Annotated in this window: 21 protein-coding genes; 5 read left to right on the forward strand and 16 right to left on the reverse strand. The window is 62.9% G+C overall.

Features of this window, described 5'->3' with window-relative positions; translation table 11 throughout:
- Positions 1 to 61: 61 nt before the first annotated feature.
- The 5 genes from C451_RS22655 to C451_RS13710 all read right to left on the reverse strand — a co-directional run bounded on the left by C451_RS22655 (position 62) and on the right by C451_RS13710 (position 6,951).
- Positions 62 to 238, reverse strand: a complete 177-nt coding sequence (locus C451_RS22655) for a hypothetical protein (RefSeq protein WP_161605865.1) — start codon at positions 236 to 238, stop codon at positions 62 to 64.
- A complete protein-coding gene (locus tag C451_RS13695; RefSeq protein WP_007741479.1) occupies positions 235 to 933 on the reverse strand; it encodes a helix-turn-helix domain-containing protein in 699 nt (232 codons plus the stop codon). The genes C451_RS22655 and C451_RS13695 overlap by 4 nt, the downstream gene beginning before the upstream one ends.
- Positions 934 to 1,246: 313 nt before the next feature.
- Positions 1,247 to 1,909 (reverse strand): helix-turn-helix domain-containing protein, encoded by a 663-nt coding sequence (locus C451_RS13700; RefSeq protein WP_007741480.1) that lies wholly within the window; start codon positions 1,907 to 1,909, stop codon positions 1,247 to 1,249.
- A 1,323-nt stretch (positions 1,910 to 3,232) separates the two neighbouring features.
- Positions 3,233 to 4,867: a potassium channel family protein gene (locus C451_RS13705; protein WP_007741481.1), complete on the reverse strand. Its 1,635-nt coding sequence runs from the start codon at positions 4,865 to 4,867 to the stop codon at positions 3,233 to 3,235.
- 1,061 nt (positions 4,868 to 5,928) lie between these two features.
- Positions 5,929 to 6,951, reverse strand: coding sequence for an IS630 family transposase (locus tag C451_RS13710; RefSeq protein WP_241431240.1), 1,023 nt, complete (start codon positions 6,949 to 6,951; stop codon positions 5,929 to 5,931).
- Between the two features lie 219 nt (positions 6,952 to 7,170).
- Here C451_RS13710 and C451_RS13720 point away from each other — a divergent pair, with 219 nt between their 5' ends.
- On the forward strand, positions 7,171 to 7,479 hold the full coding sequence (locus C451_RS13720) for a helix-turn-helix domain-containing protein (protein WP_007741486.1): 309 nt from the start codon (positions 7,171 to 7,173) through the stop codon (positions 7,477 to 7,479).
- Between the two features lie 339 nt (positions 7,480 to 7,818).
- Here C451_RS13720 and C451_RS13725 read toward each other — a convergent pair whose 3' ends face one another.
- From C451_RS13725 to sdhC, 4 genes are all read right to left on the reverse strand, one after another.
- The gene (locus C451_RS13725; RefSeq protein WP_241431241.1) at positions 7,819 to 8,391 is read right to left on the reverse strand and encodes a universal stress protein; all 573 of its coding nucleotides are present in this window, start codon (positions 8,389 to 8,391) and stop codon (positions 7,819 to 7,821) included.
- Positions 8,392 to 8,633: 242 nt separating this feature from the next.
- The gene (locus tag C451_RS13730) at positions 8,634 to 9,488 is read right to left on the reverse strand and encodes a succinate dehydrogenase/fumarate reductase iron-sulfur subunit (RefSeq protein ID WP_007741490.1); all 855 of its coding nucleotides are present in this window, start codon (positions 9,486 to 9,488) and stop codon (positions 8,634 to 8,636) included.
- A gap of 4 nt (positions 9,489 to 9,492) precedes the next feature.
- On the reverse strand, positions 9,493 to 9,858 hold the full coding sequence (locus C451_RS13735; protein ID WP_007741491.1) for a succinate dehydrogenase hydrophobic membrane anchor subunit: 366 nt from the start codon (positions 9,856 to 9,858) through the stop codon (positions 9,493 to 9,495).
- Positions 9,859 to 10,251 carry a succinate dehydrogenase, cytochrome b556 subunit gene (gene sdhC / locus C451_RS13740; RefSeq protein WP_004053050.1) on the reverse strand — a complete coding sequence of 131 codons (393 nt, stop codon included), beginning with the start codon at positions 10,249 to 10,251 and terminating at the stop codon, positions 9,859 to 9,861.
- 210 nt (positions 10,252 to 10,461) lie between these two features.
- Here sdhC and C451_RS13745 point away from each other — a divergent pair, with 210 nt between their 5' ends.
- Positions 10,462 to 11,412, forward strand: coding sequence for a cation diffusion facilitator family transporter (locus tag C451_RS13745; protein WP_007741495.1), 951 nt, complete (start codon positions 10,462 to 10,464; stop codon positions 11,410 to 11,412).
- Positions 11,413 to 11,526: 114 nt separating this feature from the next.
- Here C451_RS13745 and C451_RS13750 read toward each other — a convergent pair whose 3' ends face one another.
- The 5 genes from C451_RS13750 to C451_RS13770 form a co-directional block, all read right to left on the reverse strand.
- Positions 11,527 to 12,111, reverse strand: coding sequence for a DNA-3-methyladenine glycosylase family protein (locus tag C451_RS13750; protein ID WP_007741496.1), 585 nt, complete (start codon positions 12,109 to 12,111; stop codon positions 11,527 to 11,529).
- Positions 12,112 to 12,187: 76 nt separating this feature from the next.
- Entirely contained in the window at positions 12,188 to 13,030 is an 843-nt protein-coding gene (locus tag C451_RS13755) for a ZIP family metal transporter (protein ID WP_049913143.1), read from the reverse strand.
- 404 nt (positions 13,031 to 13,434) lie between these two features.
- The gene (sucD, locus tag C451_RS13760) at positions 13,435 to 14,304 is read right to left on the reverse strand and encodes a succinate--CoA ligase subunit alpha (protein WP_007741498.1); all 870 of its coding nucleotides are present in this window, start codon (positions 14,302 to 14,304) and stop codon (positions 13,435 to 13,437) included.
- Complete coding sequence (gene sucC, locus C451_RS13765; protein ID WP_007741500.1) at positions 14,301 to 15,443, reverse strand: ADP-forming succinate--CoA ligase subunit beta; 1,143 nt, start codon at positions 15,441 to 15,443, stop codon at positions 14,301 to 14,303. Before sucC ends, sucD begins: the two co-directional genes overlap by 4 nt.
- 147 nt (positions 15,444 to 15,590) lie before the next feature.
- Positions 15,591 to 16,250 (reverse strand): glycerophosphodiester phosphodiesterase, encoded by a 660-nt coding sequence (locus C451_RS13770; protein WP_007741501.1) that lies wholly within the window; start codon positions 16,248 to 16,250, stop codon positions 15,591 to 15,593.
- Between the two features lie 74 nt (positions 16,251 to 16,324).
- Between C451_RS13770 and C451_RS13775 the strand changes: the two genes are divergently transcribed.
- From C451_RS13775 to C451_RS13785, 3 genes are read left to right on the forward strand one after another with little or no spacing between them, the layout of a single operon-like run.
- On the forward strand, positions 16,325 to 17,308 hold the full coding sequence (locus tag C451_RS13775; RefSeq protein ID WP_007741502.1) for an NADPH:quinone reductase: 984 nt from the start codon (positions 16,325 to 16,327) through the stop codon (positions 17,306 to 17,308).
- A 53-nt stretch (positions 17,309 to 17,361) separates the two neighbouring features.
- Positions 17,362 to 18,324, forward strand: a complete 963-nt coding sequence (locus C451_RS13780) for an AEC family transporter (RefSeq protein WP_007741503.1) — start codon at positions 17,362 to 17,364, stop codon at positions 18,322 to 18,324.
- Positions 18,325 to 18,379: 55 nt separating this feature from the next.
- Entirely contained in the window at positions 18,380 to 21,376 is a 2,997-nt protein-coding gene (locus C451_RS13785; protein WP_007741505.1) for an FAD-binding and (Fe-S)-binding domain-containing protein, read from the forward strand.
- A 69-nt stretch (positions 21,377 to 21,445) separates the two neighbouring features.
- Here C451_RS13785 and meaB read toward each other — a convergent pair whose 3' ends face one another.
- Together meaB and C451_RS13795 are read right to left on the reverse strand one after the other, a co-directional pair.
- Positions 21,446 to 22,495: a methylmalonyl Co-A mutase-associated GTPase MeaB gene (gene meaB / locus C451_RS13790; RefSeq protein WP_007741506.1), complete on the reverse strand. Its 1,050-nt coding sequence runs from the start codon at positions 22,493 to 22,495 to the stop codon at positions 21,446 to 21,448.
- The gene (locus C451_RS13795; protein ID WP_007741507.1) at positions 22,492 to 22,911 is read right to left on the reverse strand and encodes a cobalamin B12-binding domain-containing protein; all 420 of its coding nucleotides are present in this window, start codon (positions 22,909 to 22,911) and stop codon (positions 22,492 to 22,494) included. Before C451_RS13795 ends, meaB begins: the two co-directional genes overlap by 4 nt.
- Positions 22,912 to 22,952: the final 41 nt, after the last annotated feature.

The raw sequence follows: 22,952 nt of genomic DNA on the forward strand, positions 1-22,952 counted from the left end.
TTCGTGCTCTACTTCTGAGAAATCCCACAGCACTCAGCAAACCAGCTTCCGCACTCACCGCTCATTCTGGGCTTAAGCGATAACCAGTGGGCTGCATCACGATGAGCTCGTCCTCGGTGAACTCGGTAAGCACTCGGTCGAGATCCGCATCGGAGGTTTCGATAGATCCCTGTGCGACGACATTCATGCTGCTTGGTACGCCCTCAATTTCGCCGTTCTCGCGGTCCGTCTCCCTCATGTGATGATGTTCGCGTCTTGGATCAGTTCCTGATGTGCCCGCCGAAACCGTTCGGAGAGCGCCTGATGAGAGACATCGAGATCGGTAGCGAGTTCCTCCATCGTAACCTCCCGTGGAACACTGTAATAGCCCATCTTGAAGGCTCTGGTGAGGGTTTGGCGTTGCTTCTCGGTTACACTGACACAACCTGACCACCCGCCCTTGAACGGAGAGATGCTCAGACACTCAGGGTTGCAGCCGAGGTCTTCCAAAGCCTCGTGGGCTTGTGCGAGCGCGGTTCGTTCGGGTGCCACCACGCGGAATTCCCAGCGTCCCTCCTTCCCGTGAACGCCGACAAGCGTGACGCCCTCGGTGGTGAATCGTTGTATCACTCGTCGGGGACTTCCCTCCCAGATGACGCGGTACCTCGCTCTGTGGCCGTGGCTCCCGAATCCTTCGACCGCGGTGACGCTCGTCGAAGACTGGAGTGCGGCATCAACGGTGCGCTGGTTGGCGTCAGTCTCCACCACCAGTAGGGCGTGGTTGTCGGGGTTGGCAACCGCAGGTTCGAGTTCGATCGTCGCGTCGGGAACCTGCTCGAACAGGTCGGCGAACGCGAACTCCTCGGCGGAGAGCTGAAAACGGGCGGTGCTTGCATCGGTGGCTGCTGACGACCCTGGTGTCGGCGCGCTCAGCGGCTGGGTACGTTCAGTCACTGGTATGGCACGGCGAGTGAGCCTCGCGGACCGTCCTCTTCTCGCGAAGTGTGTCCCCACAGTTTGGGTAGACGCGAGCGCCGTGAACCCCGGGCGACACGAACACCCGCACGTATTGGTTGGTGGCGAACATCCTACAGTTTGCAACTTCAGGCATCTGTTTTAACAGCAATCGGAGGCCGAATACCCTGCAGCATCCTTTATGAACCGTCCGTATATAGGGGTTTTATCGCGAGTATTCGTTCATTATATCCCGAGAGAAACGCCGAATCCGACTCAGCGGTGATCGAATAGCGGCAGATTCGCCGGGTGGTTACTGGCGGCTCTGTTTGGAGAGGAGGTTCATGAAGATGCTCTGCTGGCATCGCTGAAGGCGGCGGGAGAACGCCTGGCCGGTGATTCCGAGTTCCTCGCCGAGTTCGTCGGCGGAGATGTCACGCGGGACGTTGAAAAATCCACGTTCGAGTGCGAGCTCGAGCGCTCTCTCCTGTTTGGGCGTGACGCCGACGAGTCCCCTGCTGCGATCGGACATATCGGGGTTGTGGACGACACGCTTGATGTCGAGCGGGACATCGTGCTCGTAACAAGCTTCCTGAAACGCCGAGAGTTCGCTCTGGTCGATGGCACGTAGCTGAAAGAGCCACGTCTCGCCGTCAGTGGTGGACGCCTCCTCGATCAGGATGTCCTGATCGCGAAGCGCATTGAGGAACCCGTCGTCCTCGTCAGTCCAGTCGATTCGGTAGAGATGGGAGTTGACCCGACCATCGAGGTTGGAGAGCTCTGCGACGGCAGGGTGGTTGCGAACGGTCTCCTCAAACGCCTCGCGATCGCCGTCGTGTTCCTTCCAGAAGTAGGGAATGAGTTGGTTGTCGACGGGAACGAACTGGGTGAGCTCGATTCTGGTGGTGGTGTCGGCGAGAATTTCCCCGAGAACGAAGTCGTCGGCGTCAATCGAGATACTGGCGATGACGCTCATCGTCCGGGTCTCCGTGGATATGGGACCAGGGCGATCGTGCGACTGTATTCTGCACTCTTGGCGACGGCTGGAGGTGAGACTGACATGATGGTTTCCGTCGATTCGACGGTCCCACATTCGATGAAGCAAGTGACCCCTCAACTCAGCACACACACGACAGCATCGACGACGAAAGGGCCATCGGGCCCTGAAAACGGGGAGAACGCCCCGATGAGGGTGAGTGTTTCCTGTTGGATGCGATTCCGTACTAAGGGATTGGTGCTCGCCCCCGAAACGATTTCGGGTGTGCTGAGAACCGCTTTTTAGTGCGACGGCACGGGTTGGACGTCGATAGAGTGCTGATTCTCGATGATCACATGAGGGTAGCGAATTCGCGTGTATAGCGACCGATCAAGCCCCAGATTCGTGTGCACTGAGTGGGTGGTGTCAGCTGTATGTGCACGCCATTGCAGCAGTTGCTCGATCGACCAGCACGGTTCGAGAATCTCGTGTGGACGAATCAGTCGTACGAACCCGAGCAGATGCCAAGTTTGCTCATCGAGAGAGTCTATCGACGATATCGCTAATCTGCATGGCGGGAGATGTACGTGCGACCGTTTTCGAGAGAGCAATCAGACCAGAGAGCAACTGATGATTGTCAAAGGAGTTCCAGATGCGATTGCGACCTTGGGTAACAATTCGATAGTTCACCCCTCACCTACCGTCACACAAGGTGAGGGAACCGCTTACGGTTTCCCGAAATACTTCTAGGTGAGCGTCCCACTCTCTCGGTAGTATCACCCGTCAATTGCAAACACAATACACACGAAAGCGGGTAGCTACCATCACGTGGGAGATAAATAATGCAAGGCAAAGAATGCGCACGATGTGGAAGGCCAGCGTCCGTATCACGCTACCCTAGACACCAGCTCATCCTTTCGGATGAGAGTAGAGAAGACCCGAACCGACGAGTACAGTCACAGCTGTGCGCGGATTGCTGGGAAAGAGTCTGGCGATCAGTCACGCAGTCAGCCTAAGTACATCATCTCATCCCGCTGGCGGCGGTTACCATCCAGCGCATCGACCTGCCGGACAGTATCGACAGCCGGTTCCTCACGGAGCGCCGTCTCGACGGTGTCGCTATCGGTCTCTTCAATCCAGAAATACGGCAGTGCGAGTCCGCCCGACGGAACCAGCTGTTCGATTTCCTAAACGCACTGTCTAGTCAAAATATGAGCAGTTCTTCGTTCGAGTGTGATAACGCTCCAAGAACTGCTCATTTTCACCTGCCTCTAGCGAGAGCCGCGACGGGTAGAACGGGAGTTCACCCGCAAGCTCCGCCCTTTAAGGCGGAGAAGCCAACTCGAACGATGCGGCGAAATGGTTCATCGCCACGTCAGTGCCGACAACGATGAGCTTGTCGCTCGCCCGTACCTCGAAGTCAGGACCGACATCGGTGACCGTCGTCCCGTCGCGTTCGACGGCAACGACGGTACAGCCCGTGCGTGCCCGGATATCGGCCTCCCGAAGCGTGCGCCCGTCGAGGCCCGAACAGCGCGTCTTCACCACCTCGATCTGTTTGTCGAAGCCCATCACCTCCTCATCGAGAATGGTTGAAGCGAGCATCCGCCCACTGACAATAGCGAGTGCGAGTACGTAGTCCGCCCCGGCACGATAGAGCTTGCGGACGCTCGCGGTTTCCTTCGAGCGGGCAAGCACCTCTACGTCGGGCGAAAGTTCGCGGATGACGAGCGTCGCGAACACCGTCTGGGTGTCGTCGGGCAGTGCAAGGATCACCGCGCTCGCTTCCTCGATACCCGCCTCGCGCAGCGTGCTTTCCTCGGTAACGTCACCGACGACGTCGACGTCCGATCGATCTTCGATATCGACGGTCACGGTCTCGAGACCGTCGGTTTCGACTGTTTTGGCGACCGTACTGCCGACTTCCCCCAGCCCGGCAACGATCACACGCCCACGCCGGCGTGGGCGTGTCTCAAGCATCGTCATCTCCTTTAGCCGTTCGAGTTGCGATTCGCGTCCGGCGACCAATAAAAGCGAGTGCTCGTCGAGGCGGGTGTCGGGGGCCGGTGGGCTGACGAACTCACCGCGCAGCCACGCACCGATGACGTTCGCGCCCGTGCGTTCGGTAATGGCACTGTCGGCGATCGTGGTACCCGCGAGGTCACTGCCCGACTGAACAGGCAGTTCGACGATTTCGAAGGTTGGATCGATCTCGATGGCGTCACCGAGTTCCGTCGAGACCGCGGTCGTGACCTTGTTCGCGAGGCTCTCGCCGACAAGCCGGCGCGGAGAAAACACATCGTCGGCACCCGCATATCGGTGATAGTCGGCAGCTCCAGTGTTCTCGACGAATGTCAGCACGCGGGTGTCACTTTCGGCAGCCGCGAGCACAATGGAGGCGTTCTCCTCGTCGCTGGCGTCGGCGACGAGTGCCCGTGCATCCGCGAGGTTTACCCGTGCGAGCGCGTCAGGTGACTCCGGATCGCCATGAACGACCATCACGCCGTCCTCGTGAAGGTCGTCGGCACGGTCGCGATCGGCTACGAGTACGAAGTAGGGTATCCCTCGACTCGTGAGTTCCTCGATAAACATCTCGCCCCGTGGCGTGTACGCACAAATGACGATGTGATCGGTAAGGGTGACGCTGGACGGTGCGCTCGTCGAGAAACTTTCCTCGATCAGCGGGAAGACAACGACCGGTAGCGCGAGGAAGATGAGCGCGACGCCCGTGAGGTCCATCGCGATGACGAGAACGTTCATCGCAGGGCTCGTCCACGGCGAATCCGATCCGAAGCCAGTCGTGGTGAACGCCTCGATGACGACCTGCAACGAGTGAAGAAACGTCTTGGGTTCGCCCTCGAAGACACTCATTCCGTAATAGTAGGCGATTGCGTACGCGATCATCAAGATCACGAGCACGGCTATCGAGTAGCCCGTCCGGCGTCGCCACTCGCTCATCGCGCCCGTCCCACGTTTGATCGATCGACGAATGCGCTGCGAACGATCGACATCGTTTCACGTGTTCCTCCGTGGACGTCATGAGCGATTCGATCCAATTGATCGTACCTCGACTCAGCGTTGTACGTTGGAGTGTGTCATAGAATCCGTCTCATGACGTGAGAATTCCGCGGCCTGAATTGTCCCTTCGTTCATGGTGTACGACGGCTACTTGGAGGCATAACGCAAGGCAGGTTACGACACGGTCGCTGAGGTTCGCGCCGACCGCAGCGGCGATAGCAGCGGTCTCGTCGGCATCTGCGATCGTGGGGATCCTGAGACTCGTAGCTTCAGGGCTCGCTCCTCTCTCAGTTCATCCGGCGTTCATTACGTCAGTTGAGTTCGTTGCTACTGGGTCGGCTGCTTCCGTCGTGGCTGGATTATGTGTAGCCATTCGAGTTGGATGTTGCCGTGATCTTTCGGCGGTCTGTCGGTTGATCGATCTGCGGCTGCAGCGATCAGGGCAGACGAGATGGTATACTCAATGGACCATCCAGTAAATCCGTACCCAGTAGCAGGCCCCGTGTGACCACCGCTACCGGAGGTAGACTTGCGCAGCGGTGTCGAAGCAGGCTTCTGGNTGGACCATCCAGTAAATCCGTACCCAGTAGCAGGCCCCGTGTGACCACCGCTACCGGAGGTAGACTTGCGCAGCGGTGTCGAAGCAGGCTTCTGGAGATCCACCGAACGAGCCGTCGAGGGAAATCGACGGCTCGTACCGCTCGTCACTGTATTTGTAGAAGGCGAATTCCCATGAATCAATATCACCCATCCACGTTAGACGGCAGAGTTTCATCGGTGTCTGTTGGATCCGTTCTTGCTCTTCTTCGGATGCATCAGGCCGAATCCATGGATTCCTCTCGAAGGCGTCGATGTAGACATAGTCGCCGCGGAAGCGAACGTCTACACGCGCGCACCGCTCACCTCACGCGGTGCGCGCGTGGGTCTCAAGGCGATCGGTGAGCGTCCGGCGAACTGGCTCTGGAACCGGGACCATACTACTCAGACGCTTCCAGCGAGCTTTACGCTATTGCTGGCAGCTTCGCAAGCAACCGCTCCAAATCACCTGTCGTGTAGGTCCACTCGAATGGCTCTGGAACCGCGTTCCAGAGCACTTCGAATCCCGCGATCTGGTGCATCAATTCCACGATCGACTCGAAGCTCCCACCAGTCAACGCTTTCCGAGTTAGTACTGAGAAGTAGAGTTCAATCTGATTCAGCCACGAGGCTCCCTTCGGCAGATGCACTCCTTCGACGTTGTCATACTGCTTTTTCAGCCAGCCAGTGAACGTGTTTGGGTGATGCGCAGTCCCGTTGTCGAGGATCCAGAACCCCCGATCTGCTCGACGGCAGATCGGGTGGTTCATCACGTCTTCGACGAGTCGCTCGAAATTCGCTCGGGTGTTCCGTGTCACACACCGTCCATAGACTTCTCCTGTACCGACGATGAGAGCCGCTTGATACGTACAGCCACCGTGGCGATCGTATTCATGCTCGACGTGCAACGGTGTGCCCGGTCCCGGCGGACTGCGGTGCCGGGACCGGGCTTTGATCGCTGTCTTTTCGTCGGCACAGATGACTACGTCTCCGTCAGTTAGATCTTCGCCGTTCCACGTTCCGTTGTACAGATCGAGGACAGGCGCAGCTTTCTGGGCAAACTCCGGATCTCGTGGTGTCTTCCACGAGGTCCACGTCCACGGTTTGATCGCCGCGTGCTTGAGCCAGGCGGCGATCGTTGATGGTGAGGGACAGAGATCGATCTCAGAAACAGCGACCATGTGAATATCGGTGATGCTCAATCGGGAGAGGGGAAGATCGTGTTTGACCGGGAGTTCACACGCGAGAGCGGTGATGTGCGCACGGACGGTATCATCGTAGATGGGTGGTCGGCCGGATCGGGGCGCGTCCGCGAGCCCGGCCCGGCCAGCCTCAGCAAAGCGTCCGCGCCACTTGCGGACGGTTTTCCTCGTGCAGGCGAGTTCCTCCGCGATTTCAGTATTAGTGGCTCCCGCAGCTGCGAGGAGAACAATACGCGCACGGAACACATCCCGTTGTGGGCTGGTTGCTTTGCGTATGACCGCTTCAAGATCGAGACGATCTTGAGCGGTCAGGGTGATTGTGACGGGGTGAGGTCTGGGCGACATGATATACATTCTCCACAGAGAACACCCATATAGAGGGGCTGAGAGGAGATAACGTTGCAGTTCTATCTGGGTANTTCTCCACAGAGAACACCCATATAGAGGGGCTGAGAGGAGATAACGTTGCAGTTCTATCTGGGTACGGATTTACTGGATGGTCCACTCAACCTCCAGCGCCTCTACCATCCGGATGAACCAGCGGTTGACACGTCGGGACTCACGGCTGCCCAGCGTGAAACGTTGCTCACCGCGCTCGAAGAGGGATATTTTGCGATCCCCCGGGATATTACGACCGAAGGACTCGGCGATCGGCTGGGAATCTCCGATCAGGCCGTGAGCGAGCGCCTTCGTCGTGCTCAGACTACTGTGTTCACTTCGCTTCTCGTTGGGGGCGACGTCGACGCTGACGGCGTCGATGACGCTGACATATAGTAGTACGGATAGCTTGGAACTCCACCTGAGGTAGTTTTTGCTGGCGTATATCGTGCTTGACCGTGAGGGCGATCGCGGGAGAATACCTTCTGAAGGACAATACCGAGACAGTCGGCTCTGATGGTATAAAAGCCTGCTAAGTCCCCGAACATGGAGAAAGAACGGGTGGAGAAGGCCGATGAGTCAATGGCGTCATCGAACGCGTGGTTCTGATTGGCCTCAGTACCAAGGATGCAGCATCATCGTCTGAAATTCACGCACACTGGTCCCTGCTTGACGAGATCTATGTACTGATCAGTCATTTATCTGCTATACTGTGTTCGCTTAGCTCGTCGGCTGTTATCGCTTCATACTTCCCTTTGCGTTGACTGCCAATACTGGCACCTCAGCGTGTCTGATGACGCGTTCAGCCGTGCTCCCGAGGAGGTAGCGGTTGAGGTTCGTCTGTCCAGTTGTGCCCATCGCTATGAGATCGATGTTGTGAGCGTCGGCGTACGCGAGGAGATCACGTGTTGGGTAGCCCTCACGAACGCTTGTCGTCACGTCAACGCCCGCGTTGGTAGCACGTGTGGCGATCTCGCCGGTTGTACGTTCGCCTTCTGCTTCGAATCGGTCAAGTAGTTTCTTTGGTGCTGTGTGTTCGGGTGTTGGAGCTAGCGCGTCGGCATCAATGATGTTGACCGCATGAATACGAGCGCCGATTGCTTCGGCGATCGCGATACCGTGACTGACGGCTGCAGCCGCTGGCTCGCTGCCATCAGTCGGTATCAAGAGATCGTCAGCGACGCCGCCGAGCGCGCCCACGAGCGTGGCGTCTCTACTGTGACGGAGGTCCTCTAGGGGGAGCCATACAGCACAATCCTCGATTATGCCGAGTTGCGCGACGTCGACGTCATCGCTATGCCGACACACGGCCGCATCATCTCGGACGTTCAGTTGCTGTGTGGGAACTGGACGGCGACAGTTCGGTGATTCAAAGGGTGCTGACAGATATGGTCGGTATAGATGAACAACATTGCGTGGTCTTGTGATCAATGCTCCTCCCAAAGAAGAACCGTACCGGTACAAATTCAATATGTTATCTGATATGCAACTAGGGTATCTGTGCTTACAACGGTTCGTTAATCGCTCATAGCAGACGGAATCGTCTCACTTTACCAGAACTTCAGATTGTCTTTGACCGCTTCGCGCTTCATCTCCTGGATATGCTCGGTGAGCGGGATGTCCTTCGGGCAGACCTCGGTGCAGGAGAACTGGGTCTGACAGCGCCAGACGCCGTGTTCCTGTTCGAGGATGTTCATCCGGTGTTGCTTGATGTCGTCGTCCTCGCGCTCGTCCATCGCGAACCGGTAGGCCTTGTTGATCGCGGCGGGGCCGAGATACTCGTTGTCGCCGGCGGCGATGTTACACGAGGACTGGCAGGCGCCACACCAGATACAGCGCGTGCTCATCTTCACCTTCTCGCGGTTCTCGCGGCTCTGGAGCTGCTCCTCCTCGTCGGGCGTCTCGCCCTGGAAGTACGGCTCGACGGCCTCCATCTGGTCGTAGAAATGCTCCATGTCGACCACGAGGTCCTTCTCGACCTCCTGGTGGGGGAGCGGTTCGACGCGCACGGGCCGCTGGTCCAAGTCCTGGATCTGCGTCTGGCAGCCGAGTCGCTGTGAGCCGTTGATGAAGAGGGCATCCGAGCCACAGACCGCCTGTCGACAGGAGTGCCGGAAGGTGAGCGTCGAGTCGAACTCGTCGCGGGCGTACATCAGCGCGTCGAGCACGGTCGTCCCCTGCGGTGCGGGCACGCGGAAGTCGTCGAAGTGCGGTTCGCGTTTGCCCTCGACCTCCGGATCGTAGCGGAACACCTTGAGGTGGACGTATGGCGTCTCGTCGCCGGTCGACTCCTCCTCGGTGCGCTGGGCTTCGCGTTCGCTCTCGTCGAAGCGCTTGCGTTCGAGGCGCTGCTCTTGTGGCGATTCGTCCGTTTCCTGTTCGCTTCGTTGTAGCTGTGTACTCATGTGTTTACACCAGTCCCGTCATCGCGAGTGCGAGTCGGATCCCCTGCACGACGAGTCCAACGCCGGCGATTGCCAGCACGCCGAGGACGACCTTCTTCTGGGTTCCCTTCAGACCCTGGTTCACCAGCGCGTTGAACACGCCGTTGACGCCGTGGAACGTCGCCGTCACGAGGAAGAGCACCATCGTGACGAAGTAGCCAACCTGGCTCATCCGTGCCTGCGAGCCGAGGAAGGTGATCTCGTAGGCGTGGTTGACGAAGTGCAGCAGCATGAAGTGGAAGGCGAGTACGATGACGAGAAACGCCGCGGTCAGTCGCTGGAGGAACCACGCCCAGCCGCGCCGATCGAACGAGGAGTAGCGTTCGGCCATTCAGAAGGCCCCCGAGAGGAAGGTCGGCACGCTCGCGACGGCGATCGCACCCGTCAGCACGAGCGATGCGTAGAAGCTCTTGTCCTGCGATTCGAGACCCACGCCGAGATCGATGAACAGCAGCCGGATCCCGTTCATGATGTGGAAGGTCGCCACGGCGAGCAGCCCCACTTCGAGAACGCGAACCAACAGCAGACTTTCGAGCGAGCGCAGCGTCGTCGTGTACAACTGCGGGCCGGAGATCGCGGTGCTCAGTACGGCGACGTGGGTGAACAGGTAGCCGATGAGCACCCAGCCGGTGAACTTGTGAAATATCCACGCCCACATGCCGGGCGCGAACTCCCGCCACCGCCCGAAGTCCTCGATGAGACCCCGATTATGCGACTGACTCATGCACGTTAACGGTCGAACCCGCATGATAAAGGCGTTACGTCACCGGATAGCGCCACAGACCGCACGACGGCTCCCGATCCACGGCCGATACCGGCAATGGACGGCCAGCATATCGATGATAACTCACAGCGAAAATATTGTTAATTATGGCCATGAATCGGGGCTATTTTGACAGTAGAGTTAATACATCCGGAGAACCGATAGTCGGTAATGAGCGATATGCCAGCGCACACTGGTGAGCAAGAGGGTGGTGGGGTCGGTGGCCACGGAGACGGAACAGGCCACGATCATGGCGACACGAGCACGCGCAATCTCGCGCTCGTCGCGGCGATCAACCTGCTCGGCTTCCTCGCCGAACTCGCCGGCGGGCTGCTGTTCGGTTCGGTCGCCCTGCTGAGTGACGCGATCCACATGCTGTTCGATGCGCTCGCGTACGTGATGGCCTTCGCGGCCTCCTACGTCGCCGCCCGTTACGGCACCGACGACCGCTACTCGTTCGGCCTCCATCGGCTCGAACCGCTCTCGGCGTTCGTCAACGGCGCACTCCTGCTCCCGATGGTCGGCTTCATCCTCTACGAGGCGTACCAGCGCTTCGTCGATCCCGTCGCCATCGCCACCGGGCCGACGCTCGCCATCGCCGTCGGCGGTCTCGTGATAAATCTGCTGTCAGTCTACGTCATCGAGGGCGGCGAGATGAGCCTCAACGAGCGCGGCGCGTTCTACCATCTCCTCGGCGACGCCGGCGGGTCGATCGCGGTCATCGTCTCGGTGCTCGCGGTCGAATACACGGGAATCCGAATCATCGATCCGATCACGGCGGGACTCATCGCACTCGTGATCGTCTGGAGCGCGGGCAAGCTCCTGCGCGGGAGCGGCCGGATCTTCCTCCACCGCACGCCGTTCGATACCGAAGCAGTGCGCGCGACGATCGAGGAGACCGACGGCGTCGAACGGGTCGCCGATCTCCACGCGTGGCAGATCTGCAGCGAGATCACCATCGCCACCGCACACGTCGAAGCCGACACCGCCGCCGACGACAACGCGCTCACCCGACGCGTGCACGACGTGCTCGCCACGAACGACGTCGATCACGCGACCGTCGAACTCTGTCCACCCGGCGAAAGCGGTCACGCTCACCTCACCGCCCACGATCATCGCTGACCGACAGACGCCGACCCGCTCGACTCCACGTGGACGGGTCGTATCGACGGACGAGCGAGAGGAAGGAAAGGATCGAACCGGCCGGTATGGCGTGCGCACCGATCGCCGCGAGGGCTACGACTCGTAGTGGTGCCAGATGTAGAGCGTGGCGAGGCTGCGGTAGGGTCGCCAGCGCTCGGCGATCTCACGCATCTCCGCACGTGTCAACTCCTCGCCATCGCCGTATAGCGATTCGATGCCGCGGCGCACCGCGAGATCACCCAGCGGGAGGACGTCCTCGCGACCGAGCGCGAAGATGAGATACATCCGCGCGGTCCACTCGCCGATCCCACGGATCTCACCGAGTTCGTCGATGACTTCCTCGTCGGACGCGTCGGCGAGCCCCTCGCGGCCGAGATCGCGCTCGCGGAACGCGCGGGCGGCGTTTCTGACGTACTCGGTTTTCGCCTCCCCGAGACCCGCATCGCTGAGTGCGTCGGCGTCGGCCGCGAGCACCGTCGCCGGCGTGATCTCGTCGAATCGTTCGAAGACGCGTTCGCGGACGGCGTTCGCCGAGGCCGTCGAGATCGACTGGTTGATGATCGAGACGACCAGTCGCTCGAAGGGATCCTCGGCGGTGTCGATCTCGATCTCGCCGAACTCCTCGATCAGCGCGCGCAGTACGGGGTCCTCGCGGAGCGTCTCGTGGGCGTCGGACACGTCTCGAATGGGTGTGTGACGGCGATATCGATTGTGGTCGCGGCGATCGCTCGCGAGCGAGGCATCCGAATCGATCTCAGCCGAGCGCGACGTCGAGCGAGAGCATCACGACCAGTCCGACGATCGTGCCGAGCGTCGCTACCCGCTCGTGGCCGCGTTCGTGGGTCTGGGGGACGATCTCGTCGATGATGACGTAGAGCATACCGCCGGCGGCAAAGCCCATCGCGTAGGGCAGGAGGGGCGCGGCGAACGAGACCGCGACCGCGCCGAAGACGGCGATCGGGAGTTCGACGAGTCCCGAGCGGATCCCCGTAACGCCGGCGTAGAACAGCGATCCAAGCCCGGCGTTGCGGGCGGCGACCGCGACTGCGAGCCCCTCCGGGATGTTCTGGATGCCGATGGCGAGCATCAGCGCGATGGCATTGCTCAGGTTGCCCGAGCCGAAGCCGACGCCGACCGCGAGCGCCTCGGGCATGTTGTGCAGCGTGATCGCGACGATGAAGATGATGAGCGGGGTGATGCGGCGCTCGCTGGCAGCGCGGTGGGCCGCAACCGCCTCGCCCCCGTCGGTCGAGAGCTCCTCCCTGCTGCGACCGGTGACGAGACGCTGCACGTAGGGAACCCACTTCTCACCGCGGTCGAGCACGATCGCGCCGAGCAGGACGCCGACGACGACCGGAAAGAGGCTCCCGTTGGCGTACTCCTCGATGCCGGGGATGATGAGACTCGTGAAACTCGCCGCGAGCATGACCCCGCCGGCGAAGCCGAGCGCGCCGTCGAGCGCGCGCTCGCTCGGATCGCGCCAGACGATCACCGACAGCGCGCCGACGGCGTTGAGCCCGGCGATCACCAGCCCGCCGACGAGCGCCTGCCAGATCGGGTCCGTGCCGGCCAGCCGGACGAAGAACTCCTCTAACATGGGTCCGCCGTCCGACGGTAGTGCCCTTCGGGGGATATCGTATCGTTCGTCGTAGCCGATAAACGGCTCCTGTGCTGCATCCAACGACTCGTTTAGTCGGATGAAAGGATATGTGTTTCGTCTCCGAAACAGTTCGTTGTCGTCGGTGCTACCGTTCGTGATCGCGAGCGAAAAACGGGCCGGCCGGTTTGGCCCCCGGCCCGTGGTTCGCGTATGCTCCCACACTCGGCGGCCCCGTGTCGGCCGAGCGTAGCGCAGACCCCGCGTGTCTGCGTCGCAGTGTTGCACAGCCAGTCGCTTAAATGTTGTTACCAATTGCCACGCTCTGCTGGTGATCGCCAACTCAGAGCCGATCGGATCGCAGGACTGGCCTCAAAAACGATCGAAAACGGGAAATCGTCGGGTTACAGCAGCTCTTCGACGTTGTCGGCGACTTCCTCGGGCGTGTCGCCGACGGGCACGCCGGCGTCGCCGAGCGCTTCGATCTTGCTCTCGGCGGTGCCGGCACCGGAACCGCTCACGATCGCGCCGGCGTGACCCATCCGCTTGCCGGCGGGCGCGGTCCGGCCCGCGATGAAGCCCGCCACGGGCGTGTCCATGTTCTCGTCGATGTACCGGGCGGCCTCTTCCTCGTCGCTGCCACCGATCTCGCCGCACATCACGACCGCCTCGGTTGCCGGGTCCGCTTCGAACAGCGAGAGCGCGTCGACGAAGTCCGTCCCGATGATCGGGTCGCCGCCGATGCCGATCGCCGTCGTCTGGCCCAGTCCGCGGTCGGTGAGGTTATCGACGACCTGGTAGGTCAGGGTGCCCGAGCGCGAGACGAGTCCCACGTTGCCCGACGAGAAGATGTTGCCCGGCAGAATTCCCAACTTGGCCTCGCCGGGTGTGATGACACCGGGACAGTTCGGCCCGACGAGATGTTTGTCGGTCTCGCCGAGGCGCTTCTTGACGCGGCTCATGTCCTGGGTCGGAATGCCCTCGGTGATCGCCACCACCAGATCGACGGGCGAATCGAGCGCCTCGAAGATGGCGTCGGCCGCAAAGGCCGGCGGGACGAGGACGACGGATGCGTCGGCGTTCTCGGCCTCGGCAGCGCCGGCGACGGTGTCGTAGACCGGCACGCCGTGGACCTCCTCGCCGCCCCGCCCGGGGACCGCGCCCGCGACGACGTTCGTCCCGTACTCCATCATCTGACCGGCGTGGAACTCGCCCTCGCCGCCGGTGATCCCCTGGACGACGACGCGCGTGTCCTCGTCGACGAGGACGCTCATTGCGCACCTCCGGCCTGCTCGACGGCTCGCTGGACCGCGCCTTCGAGCGTCTGCTCGACGTCGAGCGCGTCGGCGTTCAGGATCTCCATGCCTTCCTCGGCGTTCGTCCCTGCCAGCCTGACGACGACGGGTTTCGGAAGCTCGTCGAACTCCTCGATGGCGCTGTTGATGCCGCGTGCCACCTCGTCGCCGCGGGTGATGCCCCCGAAGAGGTTGAAGACCACGCTGTCGACGTTGTCGTCCGAGAAGACCATGTCGAGCGCGTTCGCCACGCGTTCGGCCTTCGCGCCGCCACCGATGTCGAGGAAGTTCGCCGGTTCGCCCCCGTAGTAGTCGACGAGATCGAGCGTCGTCATGACGAGCCCGGCCCCGTTGCCGATGATGCCGACGTTGCCGTCGAGACGGACGTAGTCGAACCCGTACTCGTTGGCCTTCGCTTCGAGATCGTCACCTGCCGCGGCCTCCTCCATCTCGGCGAGATCGGGCTGGCGAAAGAGCGCGTCGTCGTCGATGTTCATCACCGCGTCGGCCGCGACGACCTCGTCGTCGCCCGTGATCATCAGCGGGTTGATCTCGGCCTCGCTCGCGTCGCGATCCTCCCAGAGATCGAACAGCGTCGTGAGCACGCTCGCGACGTCGGAGGCGACCTCGCGATCGACGCCCGCGTCGTAGACCGCCCGGTTGGCCTGATAGTGGTGCATGCCGAAGGCGGGATCGACGTGTTCGCGCGCGATGGCCTCCGGGCTCTCCTCGGCGACCGATTCGATGTCGACGCCACCCTCCGAGGAGACCATCGCCACGGGCTCGCCCGCGCCGCGATCCATCGTCACGCCGACGTAGAGCTCGTCGACGAAGTCCACGGCCTGTTCGACGAGCACGCGCTCGACGGTGTAGCCCTTGAGATCCATCCCGAGAATCGAGTCGGCGGCCTCGCGGGCCTCGTCGTCGCTCTCGGCGAGTTCGATCCCGCCGGCCTTCCCCCGCCCGCCGACGTGGACCTGTGCCTTCACCGCGACCGGATAGCCGATCGATTCGGCCGCGTCGAGCACCTCGTCGGTGCTTTCGGCCAGCGCCGACTCGGGCGTCGGCATGCCGGCCTCGGCGAAGACTTCCTTTGCCTGATATTCGTGGAGTCGCATCACTTCGTGAACGGAGTGGCGAGCGCATAAATCCCCGCGATTCACGACGTCGCTCGCCCGGCGAACTGGCCGTTCGTTGGACAGATATCAGACACGTTCGTCGCTGACGGCTCACTGACGACCACTGTTCGCCGATCCGTCCCCATCTCAGAGCACGTCCGGCGAATCGGCGATGACGCCGTCGACGCCGGCCCGTTCGAGCAGCCCGATCGCGATCGAACTATCGATCGTCCAGACGTTCACCTTCATCTCGGCGTCGTGGGCACGCTCGATCGCGTCGGTCAGCAGCCAGTGGCTCCAGTGGACGTGGATATACCCACAGTCGAGCGCGAGTGCATGCTCGAAGTCCTCGTCGGTGTTCAGTCCGAAGAGATAGGCCAGCTCCACGGTCGGATCGTCGGTGTCGAGCTGGTCGAGCGCCTCGCCGTCGAACGACGAGACGATGACCTCGTTGTCGACGGTCGAAGCAGCCGCGATCGCCTCGTTCGCGATCCCGCGCTCCTTCAGTTCGAGGTTGATCCCCGTCCCGTCCGGGATCGCGTCGGCGGCCGTCGCGAGCGATGGCACTCCCGTGCCCGTCCCGTGTACGTCGAGCGCTTCGAGCCGCGAGAGCGGGAGTTCGTCGACGCGCCCGGAGCCGTCGGTCGCCCGGTCGACTACCTCGTCGTGGAAGACGACGAGCTCGCCCGAGCCACACCGTCGAACGTCGAGTTCGATCACGTCCGCGTCGGCGACCGCGTTCTCGATGGCGACGAGCGTGTTCGCGGGATAGCGGTCGGCGAAAGCGCGGTGGGCGATCAGCCGCATCGGGGTCGTTTGACCGCCGACGGACAAAGCCCTCTCGGAGGTAGATTTTTCCCGTCGGTCGACGAGTCACCGTCATGCGCGCCGTCAGATATCACGACCACGGCGGTCCGGACGTACTCACGACCGAGGAGATCGACGACCCAATGCCAGGCGACGATGAAGTGCTCGTCGATGTCCACGCCGCCGGCGTCAACCCAGTCGATACCTACTTCCGAGACGGGGGATACGAACCGTTCGCGCTCCCGATGATCCCGGGAACCGATGTCGCCGGCGAAGTCCACGAGACCGGCTCCGCGGTCGATGGATTCGCGGCCGGCGATCGCGTCTACGGGACGGGCATCGGCCGCGACCACTACGGTGGCTACGCCGAGCGCGTCGCCGTCCCCACGGATCGACTCGTCACGCTGCCCGACGGTGTGGACACGACTGCGGCGGGTGCGGCGGGCGTCGCCGGCGTGACGGCCTGGCGCGCGCTCGTCGATCACGCGGGTCTCGAACTCGGCGAGACTTGTCTGATCCACGGCGGCTCCGGCGGGGTCGGCCACGTCGCGGTCCAGCTCGCCGCCGCGACCGGTGCACGGGTGCTGACGACCGCCAGTCCGGACTACCACGACCGCCTCGCCGAACTGGGTGCCGACGCGGTCTTCGATTACTCGCGGGACGATCTCGTCGACGCGGTGCAGGAAGTCGCGAGCGCGGGTCCGGGCACCGACGGCGTCGACGTGATCCTCGACCATCGCCTCGACGACTACCTCCAGTTCGACGCCGACGTCGCCGCGACCGGCGCGCGGGTGGTCGGCATCGGCGAGAGCGATCCGGCAGTCGGGCTGGAGAACGACGGCGTCGCCCGGAGCAAGGACGTCTCCTACCAGTTCATGAGTATGTTCAACACGCCGGACTTCCGCGTGCCGCTCGCCCGGCTGGCCCAGCTCATGGATGCTGGCGATCTCACGATCGACATCGCCCGCGAGTACGGACTCGACGAGGCGGGCGATGCCCAGCGCGCCGTCCTGGAGGAGAGTTTCCTGGGCAAACTCGTGCTCGTTCCGGAGCGATGAGCGGACAGAATCGTCTCGCAACGTTCGTAACCCGGTGTTGAGTAGGCCGAGCCATGTCGCTGCTCTCGGTCTTCGCCACGGCCATCCTCCCCATCGTCACCATCGCGGCGGTCGGCTTCGTCCTCGGACGCGTTCGCGAGATCGACGTCGGCCCACTCAACACCGTCACCGTCTACGTGCTCGTGCCGGCGCTGGTCTTCCACAGCCTCACGACGACCACGGTCGGCGGTGCGACGCTGGCGAAGGTGTTCGTCGGCGTCGTCGTCTTCATCCTGGTCATGGTCGGGCTCGCGGAAGGCGTCGGGCGCGTGCTCGGCGAGAGCGAGCCGATACAGAGCGCGTTCGTGTTGGTGAGTGCCTTCTCGAACTCGGGCAACTACGGGATCCCACTCTCGGAGTTCGCCTTCGGCGAGACCGGCCGGGCGACGGCGGTCCTCTATCTGGTCGCTCAGAGCGTCGTCATCTACACCGTCGGGGTGTATCTCGCCTCGCGGGCCGGCGGCGCGCGCGGCCTCGGCGCGCTCACGAAGGTGTTCAGACTGCCGCTGGTCTACGCGGTCGTGCTCGCGCTCGTCGTGCGCGCGCTTGGGCTCGTCCCGCCGGCCGACGGCGCGACGATGACGACGATCCAGCTCGTCGGCGACGCGTCGATCCCGCTGATGCTCATTCTCGTCGGGATCCAGCTGGCGAGCGCGAACTACGGGGCGGCGTTGTCGCGCGTGGGCCCGGCGAACGTCTTCAAACTCCTCGTCGCGCCGGCCGTCGGGCTCGCCATCGTGTCCATGCTCGACTTCGGCAACACGACCGTCGCGCGCGTGTTCGTCCTCGAATGTGCCGCACCGGCGGCGATCACGTCGCTCATCCTGCTCATCGAGCTGGGCGGCGAACCGCCGGCGGGCGTCAGCGGCCCGGAGTACGTCAGCGCGGCCGTCCTCACGACGACGCTCCTGAGCGTACCCGTACTGACGCTGTTGATAACGCTCCTCAAATCCGGCCTCGTCGAGTCGCTGCTGTAGCGGAGTTGGTATCCGTTATCATAGCTCTTAACAGCGCTTCGCGCCCATCGAACGTATGGCCGTCGACGACGAGTTCTACGACCCACCGGACATCCAAACCTCGGCCGACACGCTCGGTCACGATCACGCCGACGTCGCCGAGCATCGCGCGCTCGCCGCCGATCTCCGCGAGCAGGTCCGTGGCGAAGTGCGCTTCGACGAATACTCCCAGATCCTCTACGCGACCGACGGCAGCATCTATCAGGCCCGACCCGCCGGTGTGGTCTGCCCGCGCGACACCGAAGACGTCCGGGCGGCGATCCGGGTCGCCGCCGACCACGACACGCCGGTGCTCCCGCGCGGCACCGGTTCGTCGCTGGCCGGGCAGGCCGTCGGGCCGGGCTGTGTCGTGCTCGATACGACCCGCCACATGGATTCGATCCTCGACGTCGATCCCGATGGGCAAACGGCAACCGTCCAGCCCGGCGTCGTCCAGGATCACCTCGACGATCACCTCGATCAGTGGGATCTCAAGTTCGCGCCCGATCCCGCCTCCTCGAACCGGGCGACGATCGGCGGCGGGATCGGCAACAACAGTACCGGCGCGCACTCGGTGCGCTACGGCATCACCGACGCCTACACCGAGGAGCTACGGGTCGTGCTCGCCGACGGCTCGCTGATCCACACCCGCGAGGTGGTCCTCGACAGCCCCGAGTGGGATGGCATAGTGGGGAAAGAGGACCGCGAGGCCGAACTCTATCGCACGGTACGGAAACTGGTCGAGGAGAACGAGGCGGAGATCGCCGAGCGCTATCCGACCCTGAAACGGTCGGTGTCGGGCTACAACCTCCACAAAGCCATTTACGAGAACGAGGCCGGCGAGAAAGCCATCAACCTCACGAAGCTGTTCGTCGGTGCGGAGGGGACTCTGGGGACGATCGTCGAGGCAACGCTCGAACTCGTGAGCAAACCGGACGAGACCGCGCTCGCGCTCTACTGTTTCGAGAGTTTGGGCGACGCGATGGAGGCCGTCCCCGAGGCGCTCGACTTCGACGTGAGCGCCGTCGAGCTGATGGACGACGAGGTGTTCCGGCTGGCGAGCGAGTCGACGGAGTTCGCGCAGTACGCCGAACCGATCCCCGAGGGGACGGCCGCGGCGCTGATGCTCGAATACGACTCGGAACTCCGGGACGACTTCGAGGACGCGATCGGTGAGACGAACGCCCACTTCGTCGACGAGGGAAGCGCCTTCGAGGTACTGGAGGCGTACACGCCGGAAGACCAGTTGAAGCTCTGGAAGCTCCGTAAGGCTGCGATTCCGCTCCTGATGAGTTTGGAGGGCGATCCGAAACCCTACCCGTTCATCGAAGATGCAACTGTGCCGCCCGAGGAACTCGCCGAGTACGTCGATGAGTTCGAAGAGGTTCTGAAGGAGCACGACACGTCGGCGGCCTACTTCGCGCACGCCGGATCGGGCACGCTCCACATCCGACCCATTCTGAACCTCAAGGACGGCGAAGGGATCGAGACGATGCACTCGATCTCCGAGGACGTCACCTCGCTCGTGCTGGAGCACGACGGCTCCTTTTCGGGCGAGCACGGCGACGGGCTCGCGCGCACGGAGTTCAACCCGAAGATGTACGGCGAGGCGCTCTGGAGCGCGTTCCAGGAACTCAAACTCGCTGCCGATCCCGACCGGCGGATGAACCCAGGGAAGGTGGTCTACTGGGACGAGGAGCCGGCCGACATGCGCGAGAACCTCCGGTACGGGGCGGACTACTCCTCGCTCGAGCCGCAGACCGAGATGGATTTCGAGCGCGAGGGCGGCTTTTCCCACGCCATCGAGCTCTGCAACGGCTGTGGCACCTGTCGGCAGACCGATTCGAACACGATGTGTCCGACCTACCGTGCCTCGAAGGAGGAGATCCAGACGACGCGCGGGCGGGCGAACATGCTCCGGGCGGGGATCTCCGGCGAAATTTCGGAAGAGGAGATGTTCTCCGAGCGGTTCCAGGAGGAAGTGCTCGACCTCTGTGTCGGCTGTAAGGGCTGCAAGAGCGACTGCCCCACCGGCGTCGACATGGCGAAGATCAAGACGGAGGTCAAACACGAGTACCACGAGCGCGAGGGAGCAGGCCTCCGCGAGCGCCTCTTCGCCAACATCGACAGTCTGGCCGCGCTCGGCAGCCGATTCGCGCCGCTGTCGAACTGGGGAACGAAACTGCCGGGCGCACGAACCACGATGGAACGAGTCGCCGGCATCGCCGCTGAGCGCGAACTCCCCCACTTCGAGCGCGAGAGTCTGGAGGAGTGGTTCGCCGCCCGCGGCGGCTCCAAGGTCCCGCTCGCCGACGCCAACGAGAAGGCGCTACTCTTTCCCGACACCTACACGAACTACAGCAACACCACGCCGGGGAAGGCCGCAATCTTGACGCTCGAAGCGGCGGGCGTCCACGTCGAGATCCCCGACGACGTGGTGTCGAGCGGTCGGCCGGCCTACTCGAAGGGCTTTCTCGACGAGGCGCGCGGGCGTGCAGAGACGAACGTCGCGGCGCTCGACCCCTACGTTCGGGACGGCTGGTCGGTCGTCTTCACCGAACCCTCGGACGCCGTCATGTTCCAGGACGAGTATCTCGATCTCCTGCCGGACGACGACTCAACCCGGCGCGTCTCGGGCAATGCCTACGGCGTGCTCGAATACATCGACGTGCTGCGACTCGACGAGGAGATCGAGTTTACAGGACAGGAGGAATCGCTCACCTACCACGGCCACTGCAACCAGAAGGCGCTCAACAAGGACCACCACGCGGTCGGGGTTCTCAGACGGGCCGGCTACGCGGTCGACCCACTCGATTCGGGCTGCTGTGGCATGGCCGGCTCGTTCGGCTACGAGGAAGAGCACTACGACCTCTCGCAGGCGATCGGGAACATCCTCTTCGAGCAGGTCGACGAGAGCAGCGGCGAGGAAGTCGTCGCACCCGGCACCTCCTGTCGGACCCAGCTCGGCGATCGACCCGGCGAAACCGCGCCGCGTCACCCGATCGAAAAAGTCGCGCTGGCGATCGCGCGCTGACACCGCCCAGTCGCTACTTCCACGTTGTCAAACGTCCGCGACAGATCGATTCTCGAAAACCCGATCAGTTCAGGAATCGCGCTGCTGGCGGGCACAGTCGGCGATGGGGGCGAGCACGCTATCGGCGATCTCGTAGGGATCGGTCTCGCCGGCCGTGACGCTCGCGACCAGTTCGTCGATGCCGCCGCGGGCGGTGATCTCCTCGGTCAGGAGGTCGGCAGTGTCCTCGCGCAGGAGGGTTCGGATCTCCTCGGCGTAGCGGGCGCGCGCCTTCGCGTCGAGTTCACCCGTCGCTTCGAGATGTGCGCGATGGTCGTCGAGCGCCTCGACGTACTCCTCGACGCCCTCGCCGCGGGTGGCGACCGCTTCGACGATCGGCGGTGTCCAGCCGTTCTCGGCCTCCGTGCGCTGGAGCGCGACCGCCTCGGCCGACTCGGCGTGATGGCCCGCGTGGTGGTCGGTCGAGGAGCGCCCGCGGTCGTCATCGCGCAGCTGGAGCATCTCCTGTAACTCCTGAACAGTCCTATCGGCACCGTCGAGATCGGCCTTGTTCACGACGAATACGTCGGCGATCTCCAGAATGCCGGCCTTGAGCATCTGCACGTCGTCGCCGCTGCCGGGCTGGACGAGCACCGTCACCGTGTCGGCGGTCTTCACGATATCGATCTCGTTCTGGCCGGCGCCGACGGTCTCGACGATGATCCGGTCCTTGCCGAAGGCGTCGAGCGCCTTTACCGCGTCGGCGGTGGCGATCGAGACACCGCCGAGGCTCCCGCGCGCGCTCATCGAGCGGAAGAAGACGTCCATGTCGCCCACGTTCGAGGCCATCCGGATGCGGTCGCCGAGCACCGCGCCGCCGGTGAACGGCGAGGAGGGGTCGATGGCGATGACCCCGACGGTCAATCCCTGATCTCGGTAGTGTTCGGCGACCTTGTCGACGAGGGTGGATTTGCCCGCACCCGGACTGCCGGTGATGCCGATGACCTCGGCGTTGCCGGTGTGGTCGTAGAGCGCGGAGACCAGTTCGCGGTGGCCCGGCGTTCGGTTTTCGATCTTCGTGATCGCCCGCGCCAGCGCACGGTGATCGCCGTCGAGCAGGCGGTCGAGCAGCCCGCTCATTCGCGCTCGGGGGCGTTCTCGCGAACGAACTCGATGGTGTCCTCCATCGACGCGCCGGGGCCGAAGATGGCCGAGACGCCCCGTTCCCTGAGCTCGTCCTCGTCCTTGTCGGGGACGATCCCGCCGACGATGACGAGCGTGTCGTCGAGCGCGCCGTACTCGTCGAGTCCGTCGAGGATCTTGGGAACGAGCGTGTTGTGTGCCCCCGAGAGAATGGAGATCCCGAGGACGTCGACGTCCTCCTGGACGGCGGCCTGAACGACCTCGTCCGGCGAGCGATGGAGGCCGGAATAGACGACCTCGAAGCCCGCATCACGGAAAGCGCGCGCGATGACGTGTGCTCCGCGGTCGTGGCCGTCGAGTCCGACCTTGGCGACGAGACAGCGGATGGGCCGCTGTGTCTGCTCTGCACTCATGCACGCCCATTCAGTCGCCGTCGATTTGTGTTTATCGGTGA

The organism is Halococcus thailandensis JCM 13552 (assembly GCF_000336715.1).
GTDB classification, from domain to species: Archaea; Halobacteriota; Halobacteria; order Halobacteriales; family Halococcaceae; genus Halococcus; species Halococcus thailandensis.

What these genes read in the sequence shown, in the direction of transcription:
- C451_RS13770 (WP_007741501.1), bottom strand. Translation starts at nt 16,250, where the DNA reads ATGCGGCTGATCGCCCACCGCGCTTTCGCCGACCGCTATCCCGCGAAC.
- C451_RS13735 (WP_007741491.1), bottom strand. Translation starts at nt 9,858, where the DNA reads ATGGCCGAACGCTACTCCTCGTTCGATCGGCGCGGCTGGGCGTGGTTC.
- C451_RS13795 (WP_007741507.1), bottom strand. Translation starts at nt 22,911, where the DNA reads ATGAGTGCAGAGCAGACACAGCGGCCCATCCGCTGTCTCGTCGCCAAG.
- C451_RS22655 (WP_161605865.1), bottom strand. Translation starts at nt 238, where the DNA reads ATGAGGGAGACGGACCGCGAGAACGGCGAAATTGAGGGCGTACCAAGC.
- C451_RS13755 (WP_049913143.1), bottom strand. Translation starts at nt 13,030, where the DNA reads ATGTTAGAGGAGTTCTTCGTCCGGCTGGCCGGCACGGACCCGATCTGG.
- sucD (WP_007741498.1), bottom strand. Translation starts at nt 14,304, where the DNA reads ATGAGCGTCCTCGTCGACGAGGACACGCGCGTCGTCGTCCAGGGGATC.
- C451_RS13775 (WP_007741502.1), top strand. Translation starts at nt 16,325, where the DNA reads ATGCGCGCCGTCAGATATCACGACCACGGCGGTCCGGACGTACTCACG.
- C451_RS13785 (WP_007741505.1), top strand. Translation starts at nt 18,380, where the DNA reads ATGGCCGTCGACGACGAGTTCTACGACCCACCGGACATCCAAACCTCG.
- C451_RS13705 (WP_007741481.1), bottom strand. Translation starts at nt 4,867, where the DNA reads ATGAGCGAGTGGCGACGCCGGACGGGCTACTCGATAGCCGTGCTCGTG.
- C451_RS13780 (WP_007741503.1), top strand. Translation starts at nt 17,362, where the DNA reads ATGTCGCTGCTCTCGGTCTTCGCCACGGCCATCCTCCCCATCGTCACC.
- C451_RS13745 (WP_007741495.1), top strand. Translation starts at nt 10,462, where the DNA reads ATGAGCGATATGCCAGCGCACACTGGTGAGCAAGAGGGTGGTGGGGTC.
- sucC (WP_007741500.1), bottom strand. Translation starts at nt 15,443, where the DNA reads ATGCGACTCCACGAATATCAGGCAAAGGAAGTCTTCGCCGAGGCCGGC.
- C451_RS13730 (WP_007741490.1), bottom strand. Translation starts at nt 9,488, where the DNA reads ATGAGTACACAGCTACAACGAAGCGAACAGGAAACGGACGAATCGCCA.
- meaB (WP_007741506.1), bottom strand. Translation starts at nt 22,495, where the DNA reads ATGAGCGGGCTGCTCGACCGCCTGCTCGACGGCGATCACCGTGCGCTG.
- C451_RS13700 (WP_007741480.1), bottom strand. Translation starts at nt 1,909, where the DNA reads ATGAGCGTCATCGCCAGTATCTCGATTGACGCCGACGACTTCGTTCTC.
- sdhC (WP_004053050.1), bottom strand. Translation starts at nt 10,251, where the DNA reads ATGAGTCAGTCGCATAATCGGGGTCTCATCGAGGACTTCGGGCGGTGG.